This is a genomic window from Streptomyces cucumeris (assembly GCF_024295805.1).
Classification (GTDB): domain Bacteria; phylum Actinomycetota; class Actinomycetes; order Streptomycetales; family Streptomycetaceae; genus Streptomyces; species Streptomyces cucumeris.
The window spans coordinates 416214-431596 of record NZ_JANCLX010000003.1 but is presented as its reverse complement, the minus strand read 5'-3'; the positions used below and the strand labels follow the sequence as shown (position 1 = coordinate 431596).

Below are 15383 nucleotides of genomic sequence, written 5' to 3'. Positions count from 1 at the left end.
GGGGGGGGGGGGGGTTTTAACCCCCCCGGGGGGGTGGGGGGGGGGGGGGGGGGGGGCCCGGGCCCCCCCCCCCCCGCCGCAGCAGCCGCATCCTCCCCGGACCGCGCCCGGCCCCGGCCATGTGCGGCTCGGGGAAACGCGGCCGCCCCGGGCCCAGGTCGGTGACGGCGTCCCTCCGGGGGCGAAGATCCTGTCCGGTGTGCGGTGACTTCATGCGGTTTCTGCAGTGCCCGATCGGTGCCGCTCGCGCTGCTCTCCGGCCCGATGCCGCAGTGGCCGGCCGACCCCGATCACGCACCGTCCGGCGCCGACGTGGTGGCCGAACTGCGCTCCCTGACAGAAGAGTTGTGAACGGCTGGCTACTTCGACCCGAAGCGGCCGTGCCACTTGGACCGCAGGGGAGGCATGCCCCGGCCCGGGCGGAGCTCAACTCAGTTGTTTCTCGGGGCCAGGGGTCAGGGGGCAGGTGGCATACGGTCACGTGGTTCAGGGCGGGTCGTCGCGTGGCTCCCGCTCCGCGCCCAGGGGGCTGCCCGGTCCAGGGCGCATGGTTGCCGGATCCTCCTGTTCGTCTTCACCCCCGGGGGCCGGGTGGGCCGGGGCGGGGCGTAGCAGGCTGAGGGCGACGGATGCGGCCAGAACGATCACGATGACCGCGAGGCTGATCGGCGAGGGGATCTCCGGGATGCTGCTACTGATCATCTTGTGGGACGCCTGGAGGATGAGCTTGACGCCGATGAAGCTGAGGATGATCGCGAGGCCCTTGTTCAGGTAGTGGAAGCGGTCCAGCAGGCCCGCGAGCATGAAGTACAGGGCCCGCAGGCCCAGGATCGCGAACGCGTTGCTGGTGTAGACGATGAAGGCGTCATCGCTGACGGCCAGGACGGCGGGAACACTGTCGACCGCGAAGATCAGGTCGGCGCCCTCGATCGCGGCGACCACCGCGAGGAGCGGGGTCGCCACGCGTTTGCCGGCCTCCTTGACGAAGAACTTCATGCCCGCGTACTCGTCCCGCACGGGGACGATCTTGCGCAATAGTCGCAAGGCGAAGCTCTTGTCCGGGTCGAAGGTCTCCTCGTCGCCTTTGAGGAGCTTGTAGGTGCTGTAGAAGAGCACCGCGGCGAAGGCGAACAGCACGGCGGTGAAGCGGCTGACGACGGCGACGCCGAGCGAGAGAAAGATCCCGCGGAAGATCAGGGCGCCCATCACGCCGAAGAACAGGACCCGGTGCTGGTAGGCACGAGGGACCTTGAAATAGGCGAAGATCACTGCGAAGACGAAAAGGTTGTCCACCGACAGGCTCTTCTCCAGCAGCCACGCGGTGGTGTATTCGGTACCGGCCTTTGTGCCGAGGACGAGAAAGACGACACCGGCGAAGGCCAGTGCCAGGCCCACCCACAGGCAGCTCCAGGCAGCAGCCTCCTTGAAGCCGATGACGTGGGCGGTGCGGTGGGCCAGCAGGTCTACCGCCAGCGACCCCACCACTGTCGCGGCGAACGCTCCCCAGAGCCAGAGTGGGACCTCGAGCACGTCAGCCACCTTCTCCGTGTCCTGCCCTTGCGAACGCGCAGACCCTCATACAGGAGTTTGCGGCAATTCGCCGGACCCAGCGAGTGCAGCAATGCCCTCGGAGCGAGAAATTGAACGAGACACTACTTTTATCACCCGAGGCGGCTATTATTAAAGAATGAGTAAAGTAAAGCGTAGGGACGGCCCGCAGGAGGCGCTTGCATGCCCGGCCTGCAAGGGCGCCCTGGACACGGTCATCAAGCGGCACAAGACTCTCGGGATCTTCGTGCCCGTGTGGAGCCCCGGCCCGTGCCGCAACCCTGACTGCCCTGAGTATCGGGAAGAATCGGAGCGCGGGCGTCTGGGCTGAGCCGGCGCGAACGCCGCTGGGAGCTGCCTGACCTGTGCTGCGTCCTGTTCCGGGAGCTCAGCCGCGGTGCGCGCGGATGAGGTCGCGGTACCACGCGAAGGACGCCTTCGGGGTGCGCACCTGGGTGTCGTGGTCGACGTGGACGAGTCCGAAGCGCTGGTGGAAACCCTCGGCCCATTCGAAGTTGTCCAGCAGGGTCCAGGTGAAGTAGCCGCGTACGTCCACGCCCTGGGCCACGGCGGCGTCGACGGCCCGGAGGTGGGTGTCGAGGTAGTCGATGCGGTCGAGGTCCGCGATGGTGCCGTCCGCGGCGACGACGTCCTCGGCCGAGCAGCCGTTCTCCGTGATGTGGACCGGCGGGAGTGCCGGGTAGCGCTCCTTGAGGCCGACGAGCAGTTCCCGTAGACCGTCGGGGACGACGGGCCAGTCGAAGGCGGTGCGGCGGTAGCCCTCGATGGGGGCCTCTTCGAACGGCAGCCCCTCGGACGTCGGTGTCCGGATCCGGGTCGGGTTGTAGTAGTTGATACCGAGCGCGTCCAGGGGTGCCGAGATCAGTTCGAGATCGCCGTCCCGGACGGAGCGGCCGAGCGAGGCGTCCGAGCCGAAGGCCGACAGGTCGGGGTAGGTGCCCATGAGGATCGGATCGTTGAACAGCCGGTTGTGCAGGCTGTCATAGGCCCGCGCGGCGGTGCGGTCGGCGGGGGTGTCCGAGGCGGGCCAGACCGGGGTGCAGTTGTTGGAGATCATCACCTGGAGGCCGCGCGCCCGCAGTTCCCTCAGCGCCAGGCCATGACCGAGCAACTGATGGTGGGCGACCGGCAGGCAGTCCAGGAACAGAGTGCGGCCCGGTGCGTGGGTGCCGAGGCCGTAGCCCCAGACCATATGGATGAACGGCTCGTTGAGCGTGATCCACTTCTGGACGCGGTCTCCCAGCTTGTCGGCCATGACGGCGGCGTACTCGGCGAAGCGGTGCGCGGTGTCGCGGTTCAGCCAGCCGCCGTCGTCCTCGAGGCCTTGCGGGAGGTCCCAGTGGAACAGGGTCGGGACGGGTTCGATGCCGTGCACCAGCAGGCCGTCGACCAGCCGGTCATAGAAGTCCAGGCCCCGGAGGTTGACCTCGCCCCTGCCGGTCGGCTGGATCCGGGGCCAGGCGATGGAGAAGCGGTAGCCGGTGAGGCCCGCCTCGGCCATCAGCGCGAGGTCCTCCTCGTACCGGTGGTAGTGGTCGCAGGCCACATCACCGGTGTGCCCGTCGCGGATCGTGCCGGGGCGGGCGGTGAAGGTGTCCCATACCGACGGTCCGCGACCGTCCTCCTCGGTGGCGCCCTCGATCTGGTACGACGCCGTCGAGACACCCCAGATGAAGTCCACGGGCAGATGGTCCAGTGTCACGCACACCCCCCGAAACGCGAAACATGAGTGGTGCTCATGTTAGCCGTTGCGATGGGATGCTGGAAGCATGAATCAAGACCGCGCTGCGGGGGCGCTGCGACGGCTGCCGGTCCAGAAGCGCAGCGTCGAACGCTTCGAACGGCTGCTGGATGCCTGCGCCGAACTCCTGGACGAGGCCGGCTATGCCGCGCTGACCACCAAGGAGGTGGCACGCAGAGCGGAGGTACCCATCGGCACCCTCTACCAGTTCTTCTCCGACAGGGAGGGGCTGATCGGCGCGCTCGCCGCCCGCAATCTGGAGTCCTTCCTGGCGCGGGTCGCGGACCGGCTGGAGCGCGAGGCGCCCGCCGGCATCCCGGGCATCGTGGAGGTGACCGTCGACGAGTACATCGCCATGCGCCGGACGATCACCGGGTTCGGCGTGGTCGACTTCGGCGTGGTGGGACAGGGCCACATCCTGGAGCCGAACTGCGACAACAACACCGCGGTCGCCGGGTCGCTGCGCACACTGACCGCGTCCCTGACCGGTGTCCAGGACAACGCCGAACTCGAGATCGCCGTGCGGGTGGCCCTTGAGTGCGCGGACGGTGTGCTGCAACTGGCCTTCCGTACGGATCCGCAGGGCGACCCCCAGCTGATCGCTGAGTGCAAACGAGTCCTCATCAGCTATCTGAACGATCGCATCCGGCACCTGGCGACCCGTCAGCAGGACTAGGCCGTGGCTTGTGGATCACCTCGGGTCCGCGACGTCCGGCAACGGCACCTCCCAACTACCCCTGGGAGGTGCCGCCTGCACCAGATGCCGCGGGCTGATCCGGTAGCCGTCCGGGAAGGCACGCGGCGAGCATCGAAGAACGCTCCACCGGAGCCGGGCCAGGGCCAGGGCCCGGGCCCTGGACACCGACTCGTCGGTGCCTCAGCCGCCGTAGACGCCGACCTCGCGAAGCGAGTAGCCCCACTGGGTGCCGCGCTCCAGCCCCTTGACGCGTACGTAGCGCGCCTGGGCTTCGGTGAAACGGGCCGTGTCCAGGCCGCCGTCGCCGGAGGCCGTGGACCACACCGACTTCCAGTTCGTGCCGTCCTCCGACACCTCGACGCGGTACGACTTCGCGTACGCTCGCTCCCAGTCGAGGGTGACGCGCTTGACCGGCTGCGCGGATCCGAGATCGATCCGCAGCCACTGGTCGTCGTTCCACTCGCTGGCCCAGCGGGTGCCCGTGTCGCCGTCCACCGCCTTCCCGGGCTTGAAGCTGACGACCGGGTTCCACCACTCCGACGAGGACGCCGTCGCGGCCGCGCCCGCGGCGAGGTTCTTCCCGGCCTGGTACTTCTCGGAGTTCCCCCAGGTGCGGAGGTAGGACTCGGCTCCCGAGAAGAGGTCGTCGACGACCCCCTGACCGCCGACGATCCGGATGTCCTCGATCCAGTCCGGCACCAAGCCGTAGTGCGCGCCGCCGGCGGTGTTGAAGTCCCATGTGCGTTCGCCGGTGGTCTGCTTGTCGATCACCGAGCCGCCGTCCGTGCTGCGGAAGGGGTACTTCACCGGGTTCGGGGTGTCCCCGCCCCGTGGCGCCGGCCAGCCTCCGACACCGTTCATGTCGGTGCCGTAGCCGTAGCCGACGTTGTACTTCTCGCGCAGCGCGTCCGTGCGCTTGGCCTCCGCGCTGAAGGCCTCGGAGCCGCTCATGTACTGGGCGGCGAACCCGCCGAGCTTGTAGAGGCGTTCGGTCCAGCCCAGGTCCATCCAGCTGTGCGAGGAGATGGCGCCGGGGTACGACTCGGATTCGAGGATGTCGAAGGCCTGATCAGCGGCCTTGACGCTCATATGGTCAAGCTCCAGCATCATGTTGCGCTTCATCATGCCGCGCACCGCGTACGCGCCCAGGTCGGTCAGTCCGCGGGTGTTGCACTGCGCGCCCGAGGCGTACGAGGGGACGGCCACGCCCTTCGGGAGCCGCTTCTCCGCCTCCGGTGCCGCCGCGTTGCCGATGGGGTTGTCGTGCTGCGGGCCGCGGCAGGTCTCCGTCTTCCAGAACGTGCCGGTCGACAGGAACTGGCCCACGTTGATGGCCGTACCGAGCGTGCCGGAGTCGAAGCGCACCCCGCACAGTGCGTTGTCGAACTTGTGGCACAGGAACATGCTGCTGACGCCCAGTTCCTTCAGCTCGTCCAGGCCCCGGTCGATATCCCCCTTGCTGCACTGCGCGACGTCCAGGATCTGCTTGCAGCCGAACGGCTCCGAGGTCTCGACGCCCAGGACGACGGCCAGCTTGCCCTGCTCGATGACCTTGCGGGCCTGCGCGCTGTCCGTGACGATCCGGAACCAGCCCTTGCCCGGGCCGCCGTACATCTTGTCGATGAAGGCCTGCATGTCGTACGTCTTCTTCGCCTCGAGACGAATGGCGGTCATCTCGTCACAGCCGCGGTCCTTGAAGAAGTACACCGAGCAGATCACGCCGTTGGTGACCAGGTCGTTGACCAGCACCCGCTGGCCGCCGCGCCATGCCCGCTCGATCCAGGCGTAGTAGTTCTGCTGATGGGTCAGCGAGTCATGGGCGGGCCAGTCCTTGAAGGTGGGCCACCCATTGGGGTCGTGCTTGCCGTCGCCGCCCTTGGTGATCATGTCGAAGATGGCGAGCGAGCCGTCGGGGTAGTGCTCGGGGCAGTCCTTGAGCGCATCGGTGACGCCCTGGTCCGAGAACGGCTTGCCGCAGATCAGCCGGCCGCCGAAGCCCTCATTGGACATGATGTGGTCGTGGGCGTCGACGAAACCCCTGACGCGGCCCTGGGAGTCGGTGCCCTTGAAGGGCTCGCCCGTGACGTTGATCTGCGAGTCGGGTGCGGGCCTCGCGGACGGATCCCACCAGTTGGACTCCGCCGCGGAGCTGGGCGCCGGACCGAGCACCAGGGCGGTCACGGCGAGAAGCAGCGACACGACCGCGAGCGATCGGAGTCCGCGGCGCAGAGGTTGAACGATGGCCATCGCGTGATCCTTAAATGTGAGCGGTGCTCATATTCCGCTCTACGTTAGGGACGCGAGCCCGCAACGCCAACCCCCTGGCGGCGTTCACGTTCGGGAGTTCACCAGTCCTTGGTGCGCTTCCACGCTTGAGGTCGTCGTGAACAGCCCAGGCTGTTTCTTGAGGGTGTTTCAGGCGCCCGGTTCTCAGCGACGACTCATGAAGACGGGCGCTTGTTCACGGCGCCCCAAGGGTCGGTGGCCTACGCGTGATCAGCGCAGAGGGCGGTCGTGAGGGCCGCGCGGGCCCACTCCTCCCAGGCCTCGGGGGACCAGCCCCGGTTGTGGACGAAGAGCAGGTACAGCTCCGGGCTGAGCAGCCCGTACAGCAGGTCGGCGGCGCGGGCGGTATCGATGCCGGGGCGGACGTCGGGCTTGGAGATCAGTGCCTCCGCTGCCGCGTGCTGGACGGTGTAGCGCGGGTCGGGGTCGGCGGGCCACTGCGCGGCGATCTCCGGGTCCGTGGCCGCCGCAGCCGCGATCAGCGGCATGATCGGGGCGACACGGCCGAGGATGTCGCGTACGCCCCGCAGGTGCGCGCGCAGTTGCCCGGCCGCGGTGGGTTCGGCGCACGCGGCGCGGAACCAGTCGCGGTCCATCGTGGCGATCGGTTCGGCATCGCCCGCGATGGACGTGTCGACGACATCTTTGAACAGCGCGCGCTTGTTGCGGAACACGAAGTACACGGTCTGAACGGCCACGCCCGCGCGATCCGCGACCTCCTGGAGGCTTGTCGCGCCGTACCCCTGCGCGACGAACAGGTCCCGCGCCGCCGCGACGATCTTCTCGCGGGTGCGCCGCGAGCGCTCGGCCCGCTTGTCGGGGCGCTTGACGTTCTGTCCGTCGGATCCCTTGACCGCATCCATATCGGGAGTCTATCTCTAGAGTCAGTCACTAGAGGAAGACTCTAAATTCTTGGAGGGGTAGTGATGAGTAAGACCTGGACGGCAGCGGAGCTCGACCAGGAGGCGGCGGTGCGCCGTGAGTTGGAGGACTTCTACCGGGACGGCAAGCCGCCGTGGGACAGCGGCATCACGCCGCCCGAGCTCATGGCCCTGGTGGAGTGGCCCGGCGCGCTGATGCCGGGCCAGGTCCTCGAACTCGGCTGCGGAACCGGAACCAACGCGGTGTATCTGGCCCGGCATGGCTGGCGGGTGGCGGCCGTCGACCTGGTCGACCGCGCGGTCCGGCAGGCGAGGGAGAAGGCTGCCGCAGCCGGAGCGGATGTCACGGTGCTGTGCGGCGACGCCACCCGACTCGACGAGGTGGGCGTGCCCGGCCCGTACGATCTGTTCTTCGACCTGAGCTGCTACTGCGGGATCCCACCGCACCGCCGCGACGCCTACGCGGCCGGCCTCACGCAGCGTGCCGCGCCCGGCGCACGACTGCTGATGTTCGGGTACGGGCCCGAGGCGTTCGACGACCCGATCTCCGGCGTCACCGCCGACGAACTCAGCGCCAGGTTCACCGGGTGGCAGCTGGTCGACGTGACACCCGGCACCAACCCGGTCCCGACGTTCTGGTTCACGCTGCACCGCGCCGCCGCCGCGGCGTGAGCTCAGCCGCACCGGGCGCCGTCGGGCCGCGGATGTCGGCTGCGGTCGTTCTCATACGTGTTCATCTCGTGCGCGACGCGGAGTTTCCGCCGACGGCATGGGCGACGAGCTGGCCGGCGCGGACACGTGTGACGAGGAGGCGCCTGCCACGGACCGTCAAGTCCCGCGGACATGGCCGGACATGGCGACGCGGTACGCATCGACGTGTCGGCCTTGCGTGCGTGGGCCGCTGCCGTCGGTGCCGGTGCCGGTGCCGGTGCCGGTGACGCGGATCGCGCGTACTCGTTCCGCGTGATCCGGGATTGCCTGCGTCGACGGCACATCCGCGCGGTCTTCCCGCGGCTGGTGCACCAGATCACCAGATCCGCAACAGCCTGCGCCGGGTTCAGTGTGGCGGACGACCGCCCGGAGGCGATCGCGAGGCGTAGCGGCCATCCTCGATCGGGATGCCCAGTTGACCGACGGTACAGCCCTCAGGCCGCAGGCGTCGCGGCGGCCAAGAGGGAGATCTCGGCGGCGACGGCGTCCGGGTCGGGGGCGACGGTGACACGGGCGACGCCGTCCAGGCCTGGGTGGGTACCGACGCGGACCCCGTGCTGTGCGTTGCGCAGCAGGTCGAGGTCGTTGATGTCGTTGCCGAAGGCGTTGTACTGGTCGATCCCCAGCGAGACCAGCGCCTGCCACTTGTTCGTGGCGCCCGGGGCGAAATCGATGATCGCCTCGTCGAGGTGGTGGTTGACGGTCATCCCGAGGGTGCGGCCGGCCTCTGCGAGGGCTGTCATATCGGTCGCGTCGACCACGAGGAACTTCACGACGGCAGGGAGATCGGTGAGTTCGACCTGGCGGGCGAGGCGGCCCTGGTCGACACGGCTGAGGATCGGGTGGTCGGCCGGACCGGTGTAGGCGTAGTCCCAGGGGCCGTCGGCGAGGTAGCCGGCCCGGAACCGCTCGGCTTCCGCCAGCAGTTGGCCGAGTTCGTCGGTACCGAACGCGGCACGTGCTCGGATCTGGCCGCCGACCGAGACAAGGCTGCCGTTCCCGCCTATCAGCGTGGCGGTGGGGAACGCCCCGTCGAGGACGGGCAGAAGGTCGCGGACCGGCCGGGCGGAGGCGAAGACCAGTTGGTGGCCGACACGTTCGCAGTCCTCGATGGCTGCCAAGATCTTGCTGTCGATCATCCGTCCGTCGAAGCAGAGAGTACCGTCGATGTCGAAGACCGTGGTGCTGGCGCTGGAAATGATCACGGCGAGATGATATCGAGCCGACGCCGTACACGGCCTGTTGTCCGCTGAGGTCACGGCTCCGCACCGATACCTGCCGGCGTGCGAAGAGCACAGGAGACACGGCCGAAGGATGGTCCCGTAACGACCGGTCAGGGTGCGGAATCGCGTGGCCGCCGAGTTCGCTGCCGGTATCGTCCGCTCTCCCACCTTTCGTACGGTGACCCACGCTCAGGGAGCGATGCAGATGACCGGCCGGCAAGCAACAACTCTGTGGCGTCCCACCGGCCCCGCGGAGCTGGATCTGGTTCGGGAGCTGAACTGGCGTGCCTGGCCGCCCCGGCTGCCCGAGCAGCCGATCTTCTACCCGGTCCTCAACGAGGACTACGCGGTCAGGATCGCGCGAGACTGGAACGTGAAGCACGATGGCGCCGGCTTCGTCACTCGTTTCGAGGTCGAGTCGGGGTTCTTGAGCCGGTATCCCATCCAGCAGACCGGCGGGCAGACGATTCTCGAGCTCTGGGTTCCGGCCGAGGACCTGGACGACTTCAACGCCCACATCATCGGCGAGATCCAGGTGATCCACGAGTTCCGCTGAGGCGGGGAGACTCACTGAGTGACACGCTGACCCGGTGCGGTGATCTCGGTGTGGCTGGTGTGATCTGTGCTCGTCGCGGACTGCATCCTGGTAGCCGCACCACGACACACCATCGCTGCCCGGCCTGGCGCTGGTCCGTGTCGGCGCGGAGGGCGACATCCATGAACGCCGACTCACACATCGCATGATGCGCAGGCAAGTTGGCGAGCTGCGGGGCGCAGGGTGCGGGGCGGAAGCAGGCAACACTGCCTCTCAGCCGTCGCCGAGACCGAACGATGACCGGGACGAGCCCGATCTGCCTTCCCATCACGGATTCACCACGAACAGCACGCGAGACATGCGAAAATCCGACCCCGCCGACCTCACCACGGAGAGGCCGAGCGCGCCGCTGTTTCCGGGGGGGGGAGGCCACCTATGACCCTGCCGTCGTCGAGGCCGAAGTGGCCGACGCTGCCTGACTTCTTCCACGACTGGGTGCTCGTGGACGTGGAGACCTCCGGACTGAGACCGGGACGGGACCGCGTCCTGTCCCTGGCGATGCTCACACTGGACGCACACGGCAATCAGACGGGGGAGTTCTTCACTCTCCTCAACCCGGGCTGCGACCCCGGTCCGGTCCACATCCACGGCCTCACCCCCGAGCGACTCGCCGACGCCCCCACCTTCGAACAGGTCGCGCCGCAGGTGGGGGCTCTGCTCAGCAGTCGGGTCATGGTCGCCCACAACGCGCAGTTCGACTACGACTTCCTGGCCCATGAGTTCGCCCATGTCCGCTCCTGGGCCCCGGTCAGCAGACGGTTGTGCACACTGGCCCTCAATCGGCTGGTCGGGCCCGCGACGTCCGACCTCAAGCTGGGCACCCTCGCCGCGCACTACGGCGTGCGCCAGGAGAAGGCCCACGATGCACAGGACGACGTCCGAGTGCTCTCCGGCATCCTGCGCGGCTCGCTCGGCGCCGCCGAGCGACTGGGCTTGTCCCTGCCGCTGCTGGAGTGCCCGCCCCGCCAGGACTACAGGCCGTACGTTCCCAAGACGCCCTGCCCGTATCGCAATCCCGGCCGTATGAAGTCGGGTGGGTCGCTGGTGCAGGGCATGAAGGTCGCCATCACCGGGGACACTCAGATCTCCCGCGAGGAACTGGTCGCCCGCTCGGTGGCGGCCGGCTTGAACATGATGACCTCGGTCAGCGGTCAGACCAGCGTCGTCGTCACCAATGACCCCGGCACCGCATCCGGGAAGCTGCGTCGCGCCGCGGACGAGGGCGTTCCCCTCGTGGACGAGCCGACCTACCTGCGGCTGCTGGGAAATGTACAGCCCGGCCGCGCCAAGGGCACCGCCCGTCGGCGTCCCGCAGCCGAGATGGCCGCGAGCGAGACGACCGCACAGCCGGGACCCGGACTGAGTGTCCCGGCACCGCCTACGGCCATGCCGGTCGCGCCCACCGCCGGTACGGCCCGGTCGCTCACCGGACGCAGGGTCCTGGTCCTCGGCGGCGCCCACGACGCGGCTGCAGAAGCCCGTGCCCGTGCCGTTGCCCTTGGTGCGTCCGCGGCGGTCAATCTCTCCGCCAGTGTGACCGATGTCGTCGTGCTGTCCGGCGGCGAAGCGGATCGCCGTATGCCGCGCATCACCGCCCTCGGCCTCCCTGTCCACGACGCCGACTGGCTGCTCGCCCCCACGCCTCCGCCGGCACAGAGCGCGGCTGGGAGCCGGCCGGAGACGGGAGAGGTACTGGTCCGAGGCGCCGTCATCGACCTGCCCGGCACCGGCACGGCCTGGACGGTTGCCGCCACATGGCGTCAACAGACCGTCTGCGAAGTGGACGTCGTCGCTTTCGCGGTCGACGCGCAGGAACACGTGGCCGGGGACGAGGACTTCGTCTTCTACCGCACACCCGAGCACCCGGACGGCACCGTGCGGCTCGCCACGGACGGCCCCACGGAGCAAGCCGTCATCACGGACTTGGAGCGCCTGCCCGTGGAGATCCACCGGGTCGTCATCGCCGCCGCGATCGATGGCACCGCGACCTTCTCAGACGTCGGGGCCATCGAGATCACCGCCAGCTGCGGGATCGGCGCGGCTCCGACCGCCCGAGCCACCCTCGACGCCGCCACCACAGAGCGCACCATGATCCTCGCTGAGCTCTACCGCCGAGGAGAGAGCTGGCGGCTGCGCGCCGTCGGCCAAGGCTACGACCATGGTCTGGCCGACCTCGCCCGCGGCTACGGAGTCGATGTCACCGACTGACCCACGGGCGTTCTCCGGGAGATCCGAGCCCGTCGTCGCGCACCCGGACTCGCGGCTGGGCGCTCCCGGTCACGGGTGTCCGCCGAGCCGGTCGGACACCCGTGACGGATTCACTCGGTCACCGCTTCGTGCGGGCGATGCACGCGCATGCTCGGATGCACTTCGCGCTCGATGTGCGGCATGATCTCCGGGATGTAGATCTTCTGGATGGCGTCACCGGCGTCGTGTGCCTCCCAGTCGGCGCGGCTGGCCCAGTGCTCGACCAGGACGAAGCGGTGGGGGTCCTGGTGTGACTGGTACGCCTCCCAGCTGACGCAGCCGTCTTCTGCCAGGCACAAGGGACGCATCCGGGACAGGGCGTCGGCAACAGGATCGATGCTTGCGCCCTCGGAGACCCGGATGATGACGATGAGGTCGAACAACGTGCTCCTCAGAGGTGGGCTGTGTCTTTGCCGGTAGCGCGGAGGCTCGGACAACCAGTCACGGTAGGCGATCTTTCATCGTGCGTCCCGTTCTGTCGGTTGGCCCGCCGCGAATCCAGGTCCCCCCAGGCTGCCGCCGACGGCTTCACTCCTCGAGGAGCGCTCCGGCCAGATGCGTGGCCAATGCCTCGGCCATGGGCCGCACGCCCATCGAACGCGGCAGAACGTGGTCGTCGTAGTCGCCGTCCTCGATGGACTCCGCGTTGTTGAACAGGACACGCAAGTCGGGCTCGAGCATGGTGACAAACCAGGACATGAACTCGGCTGCGTCCAAAGCTGTGTGACCGTAGAGACTTAGCCCGTGGCTTGGGTTGTAAGCCCCATGCCGTTCGGCCTCGTTGCTGAAGGTCATCGCAAACTCAACTTCCAGGCCAGTGCTGACTTCGCTCGCAGCAGTGTTGGTTGTGCAATTGGGCCACCGATCCTCGGCTTCCTGGGCGAATCGTTCAGGAGTAACCTGCCACTGCTCACCTTCAGCTGGGGCGAAGTAGTAGTTCGTGATGACGAGTGCGGCTTCATCGGGAGTCATTGATCGCTCTCTCTTCGGTCGTTCTAACCGGGGTGGTACCGAACGCTTCCCGGCACGCCCTGTTTTGCCATCAGGTACTGCCAATACGCCATGGTTTCCGGGCCGTTCGTGATGACTTCGAGGCCTTTGACCTTGCTTCCATCAGCATTGATCGCGCGACCGTAGTCCCTGATCTCACGGTTATCACCCCCATGGTTGCTGATTTCCCATGGCTTCTTAACGTCGTCGGGGAGTTGGAGCTTTTCCAGTGTGCGTGGCGATTCGCATGAATTCGGCTTCTTGACATACTTGGCGTCGAGAGCGTATCCGTCTTCTGCTCGCAGTCCATCCGCTTGCTGGACGTTCTTCTTGCCTCCGTCAGGTGGCAAGGGAAGATCGTACTCAGGATAGCCCGCGGTATCGGCCTGATAGCGGTTGGCTGGGTCCTTCTCGGTTCGATTGTTAGCGAAGTCGTGTTGATGGAGGCCGGACATCCACTTACGGAAACGGGCCTGCTCCGCTGGGCTCAATCTCTTCGCGCCGGGCTCCGGGGGGATCGGGCCCTTGGGGTTCACGCCGGGGCGTGGCGGTTTTGGCTTCAGATGGTCAGGTCGCTCGTAGAACGCTAGCAAGACGCTGCTTGGGCCCGGGGTTCCGCCCGGAGCCTTCGCTGCCACCGGGATCGCGGGCATCGGCACACGCAAGGGAGGCGCCGGGAAGATGGACGGGAGGCCCGGGTCCCAGGGAGCTGAAGGTTCGGGCAGCTTCGCCCGGCGGCCCGATCCGTCGAGAATTCCTGGAATCCGTCCCAACCCGTTGATCTTCGTGTCGGCGCAGACTGCCTCGTTGAGGCCATGGTCGTTGTCGTTGTCATACACGGAATCGGGGGGAGACCACAGCTTATCGTTCTTGGCGTCCTCCACGTGCCCGGCGTAGGCGTCGCAGGAGTCCGCAATCTCATGGCAAGCCGTGGCGATATTCGCCAACAGTGCCTCGTTCTGAGTTGTTTTTGAGGGGCGGTCACCCCTGCCTATGAAGATGTCGAAGTAGCTGACAAATCCCGTGACTGCTTGTCCGGCCCAGTCCTTGACCAGTATCTGCTGGCCTGTCTGCGCGCTGATTCGCGTCTCATCCAGTAGTTCCCCAGCTTTACGCCAAGCTTTCCCTGCCTCCTTGGCCCTGCTCGGGTTTCCGCGCGGCCCTGTCGTGGTGAAGTCGTCCCACCAGGTCTCTTTGTCGACGACTTCCGGGAGGTCATCCTCACTGCCGGTCGGGTCGCACTGACTCGGAGCTGGACTTCTGAGCATATTGATGGCTTCGTCCGGCGAGAACTTGTTCAGCATCGATGCTGCGACCTTGCTGTCCGTCCGCAGGAAGTCGAAGGCCATTTGCATCACGTTGGCGGAGAGGTTGCCCATGGTGTACGTGGAGAAAGCCATCTGAAACACTGCTTCACGTGCGGCACCCTGGTACAACTTCGCGAAGTTGCGTCCCCCCTCGTCATCGCCGGCCATGCCTTTGGAAGCCCCCAACGCCACTACCAAGGCGTTGACGACCTCCACGAGGAAGTTCATGTGCTTGTTGAAACCGCCGGAAATGCCCACTAACTGGTCTGATTTGACGTGTACGTCTGCCACTGCTGCTTCTCCCCCAGAGCCGAACCACAACCCGAACAGCTTATCGAGAGCAACTCACGGGACCCCTGTGCGACTTGCGGAGAGGCGGGTCTGGTTCGACGCGGGCTTCCTTTCTGGCGGATAGGGGGAAAGTGCGTACCGAGGGAGAGCCCCGGCACACCAACATGGGTGTGTCCAAAGCGAGGTGCTGGGCCGTTGCTTCCTCGGGCGGGCCTGGAGCGGCAAGTGGCGTGCGACGCCGGGTCCTCGCGCGCGTCCATGCGTATGACACTCTGGCCGCATGACGTGGAACGGTGACGAGTACCAGTCGCGGTTCGACCGCATCGCCGCCGAGGGTGGGGACATTCACGGTGAAGCCGCGCTGGTCCGCTCCTTCGGGCCCAGCACGGTCCTCGACGCGGGGTGCGGCACCGGACGGGTGGCCATTGAGCTGGTGCGTCACGGGATCGAGGTGGTGGGCGTGGACACCGATGGGTCGATGCTCGCCACCGCCCGGCGGCTGGCGCCGGAGATCCGCTGGTATCAGGAGGACCTTGTCCACCTCGACCTGGCGTTGTCGTTCGATGTCGTCGTGCTGGCGGGCAATGTCCCCCTGTTCACCCCGCCGGGAACGGAACCGGCCCTGGTGGCCGGGGCGGCGGCCCATGTGCGTCCGGGCGGCCGTCTCGTCGCGGGTTTCGCCCTGGACCGCGGTTACACGCTGGACGACCACGACGCGCACTGCCGCGCGGCGGGGCTCACCCTGGAGGCCAGGTACGCGACGTGGTCCCGTGATCCTTACGCCGACGGGAAGTACGCCGTTTCCGTGCACCGGAAGCCCTGAGTGCCCGATGCCACGGGCGGTG

The 15383-nt window shown here is 67.4% G+C and carries 13 protein-coding genes; 5 read left to right on the top strand and 8 right to left on the bottom strand.

Features of this window, described 5'->3' with window-relative positions:
- Nucleotides 1-486: 486 nt before the first annotated feature.
- Both NMK44_RS06995 and NMK44_RS06990 read right to left on the bottom strand, forming a co-directional pair.
- Entirely contained in the window at nucleotides 487-1530 is a 1044-nt protein-coding gene (locus tag NMK44_RS06995; protein WP_254739432.1) for a TerC family protein, read from the bottom strand.
- A gap of 406 nt (nucleotides 1531-1936) precedes the next feature.
- Entirely contained in the window at nucleotides 1937-3271 is a 1335-nt protein-coding gene (locus tag NMK44_RS06990; protein WP_254739430.1) for a GH1 family beta-glucosidase, read from the bottom strand.
- Between the two features lie 67 nt (nucleotides 3272-3338).
- Here NMK44_RS06990 and NMK44_RS06985 point away from each other — a divergent pair, with 67 nt between their 5' ends.
- On the top strand, nucleotides 3339-3986 hold the full coding sequence (locus NMK44_RS06985) for a TetR/AcrR family transcriptional regulator (RefSeq protein WP_254739428.1): 648 nt from the start codon (nucleotides 3339-3341) through the stop codon (nucleotides 3984-3986).
- Nucleotides 3987-4187: 201 nt separating this feature from the next.
- Here NMK44_RS06985 and NMK44_RS06980 read toward each other — a convergent pair whose 3' ends face one another.
- Complete coding sequence (locus NMK44_RS06980; RefSeq protein WP_254739426.1) at nucleotides 4188-6254, bottom strand: discoidin domain-containing protein; 2067 nt, start codon at nucleotides 6252-6254, stop codon at nucleotides 4188-4190.
- 239 nt (nucleotides 6255-6493) lie between these two features.
- Complete coding sequence (locus NMK44_RS06975; RefSeq protein ID WP_254739424.1) at nucleotides 6494-7156, bottom strand: TetR/AcrR family transcriptional regulator; 663 nt, start codon at nucleotides 7154-7156, stop codon at nucleotides 6494-6496.
- 63 nt (nucleotides 7157-7219) lie between these two features.
- Here NMK44_RS06975 and NMK44_RS06970 point away from each other — a divergent pair, with 63 nt between their 5' ends.
- Complete coding sequence (locus NMK44_RS06970) at nucleotides 7220-7846, top strand: class I SAM-dependent methyltransferase (protein WP_254739422.1); 627 nt, start codon at nucleotides 7220-7222, stop codon at nucleotides 7844-7846.
- Nucleotides 7847-8319: 473 nt separating this feature from the next.
- On the opposite strand, the gene NMK44_RS06965 is transcribed toward NMK44_RS06970, so the two are convergent.
- Nucleotides 8320-9090, bottom strand: a complete 771-nt coding sequence (locus NMK44_RS06965) for an HAD hydrolase family protein (RefSeq protein WP_254739420.1) — start codon at nucleotides 9088-9090, stop codon at nucleotides 8320-8322.
- Between the two features lie 217 nt (nucleotides 9091-9307).
- Here NMK44_RS06965 and NMK44_RS06960 point away from each other — a divergent pair, with 217 nt between their 5' ends.
- Nucleotides 9308-9664 carry a hypothetical protein gene (locus NMK44_RS06960; RefSeq protein WP_254739489.1) on the top strand — a complete coding sequence of 119 codons (357 nt, stop codon included), beginning with the start codon at nucleotides 9308-9310 and terminating at the stop codon, nucleotides 9662-9664.
- A gap of 414 nt (nucleotides 9665-10078) precedes the next feature.
- Entirely contained in the window at nucleotides 10079-11911 is a 1833-nt protein-coding gene (locus tag NMK44_RS06955; RefSeq protein WP_254739418.1) for a TerD family protein, read from the top strand.
- Nucleotides 11912-12021: 110 nt separating this feature from the next.
- Here NMK44_RS06955 and NMK44_RS06950 read toward each other — a convergent pair whose 3' ends face one another.
- The 3 genes from NMK44_RS06950 to NMK44_RS42405 all read right to left on the bottom strand — a co-directional run bounded on the left by NMK44_RS06950 (nucleotide 12022) and on the right by NMK44_RS42405 (nucleotide 14538).
- The gene (locus NMK44_RS06950; protein ID WP_254739416.1) at nucleotides 12022-12333 is read right to left on the bottom strand and encodes a putative quinol monooxygenase; all 312 of its coding nucleotides are present in this window, start codon (nucleotides 12331-12333) and stop codon (nucleotides 12022-12024) included.
- 145 nt (nucleotides 12334-12478) lie between these two features.
- Nucleotides 12479-12922: a hypothetical protein gene (locus tag NMK44_RS06945; RefSeq protein ID WP_254739414.1), complete on the bottom strand. Its 444-nt coding sequence runs from the start codon at nucleotides 12920-12922 to the stop codon at nucleotides 12479-12481.
- 23 nt (nucleotides 12923-12945) lie between these two features.
- The gene (locus NMK44_RS42405) at nucleotides 12946-14538 is read right to left on the bottom strand and encodes a restriction endonuclease fold toxin-2 domain-containing protein (protein WP_254739412.1); all 1593 of its coding nucleotides are present in this window, start codon (nucleotides 14536-14538) and stop codon (nucleotides 12946-12948) included.
- A gap of 280 nt (nucleotides 14539-14818) precedes the next feature.
- On the opposite strand from NMK44_RS42405, the gene NMK44_RS06935 reads away from it, so the two are divergent.
- The gene (locus NMK44_RS06935; RefSeq protein WP_254739410.1) at nucleotides 14819-15361 is read left to right on the top strand and encodes a class I SAM-dependent methyltransferase; all 543 of its coding nucleotides are present in this window, start codon (nucleotides 14819-14821) and stop codon (nucleotides 15359-15361) included.
- Nucleotides 15362-15383 lie beyond the last annotated feature (22 nt).

Bases quoted from the DNA above. Each gene is read 5' to 3' on its own strand.
- NMK44_RS06985 (WP_254739428.1), top strand. From the start codon at position 3,339: ATGAATCAAGACCGCGCTGCGGGGGCGCTGCGACGGCTGCCGGTCCAG.
- NMK44_RS06980 (WP_254739426.1), bottom strand. From the start codon at position 6,254: ATGGCCATCGTTCAACCTCTGCGCCGCGGACTCCGATCGCTCGCGGTC.
- NMK44_RS06975 (WP_254739424.1), bottom strand. From the start codon at position 7,156: ATGGATGCGGTCAAGGGATCCGACGGACAGAACGTCAAGCGCCCCGAC.
- NMK44_RS06970 (WP_254739422.1), top strand. From the start codon at position 7,220: ATGAGTAAGACCTGGACGGCAGCGGAGCTCGACCAGGAGGCGGCGGTG.
- NMK44_RS06960 (WP_254739489.1), top strand. From the start codon at position 9,308: ATGCAGATGACCGGCCGGCAAGCAACAACTCTGTGGCGTCCCACCGGC.
- NMK44_RS06955 (WP_254739418.1), top strand. From the start codon at position 10,079: ATGACCCTGCCGTCGTCGAGGCCGAAGTGGCCGACGCTGCCTGACTTC.
- NMK44_RS06945 (WP_254739414.1), bottom strand. From the start codon at position 12,922: ATGACTCCCGATGAAGCCGCACTCGTCATCACGAACTACTACTTCGCC.
- NMK44_RS06935 (WP_254739410.1), top strand. From the start codon at position 14,819: ATGACGTGGAACGGTGACGAGTACCAGTCGCGGTTCGACCGCATCGCC.